At 28.6% G+C, this 562-nt stretch carries 1 pseudogene; it reads right to left on the bottom strand.

Annotated elements, in window-relative coordinates:
• Positions 1-498, bottom strand: a pseudogene (locus ABN217_RS20010) (MFS transporter); the annotation flags it as partial.
• Positions 499-562 lie beyond the last annotated feature (64 nt).

Below are 562 nucleotides of genomic sequence, written 5' to 3'. Positions count from 1 at the left end.
AAATAAAGGAAGTATAAACAGCCCCAAACTACCTAAAATAATCTGACTAAACAAAGAGATACTAAATGCTCGGTACGAATTTGGTAACAATGCCATACTTGAATTGGTAATAATAAAAATTGTAGAGCCTGATATTGCGGCTAAAATCCTTACTGCTATATATAAATTAAAATGATCTTTAATTAGAAAACCAGAAATTATATTCAATATTGCTGTCAAGTAAATCATCGCAACAAATATATGATACCAATTAATCTTAGTTTTTAACCAGAAGAAAGCCAATATATTCGCTGTCATACCTGTTAATATTTCAATCATATAAATAAAGCCCACCTTTTCAGGCGAAAATCCAAGTTCTTTATCCATCTGTATAGATATTAAAGGCGCCCATAAAAACATCATAGGTATAAATACACCACCAATTATAGGTGCTAAATATATTTTCCATGTTACTAATGGTAATCTGTGTGACTTTATAGATCCGACTGATTCGCTCATATAAAACCCTTGGTTAATTTTTATTTTCATTAATATATATATGAATTTTTTCTTTATTTAATAG

Source organism: Proteus sp. fly-1067 (assembly GCF_040139345.1).
Lineage (GTDB): Bacteria > Pseudomonadota > Gammaproteobacteria > Enterobacterales > Enterobacteriaceae > Proteus > Proteus vulgaris_B.
Note: the sequence above shows the minus strand (reverse complement) of the source record. Positions and strands in the feature narration are given on the sequence as shown.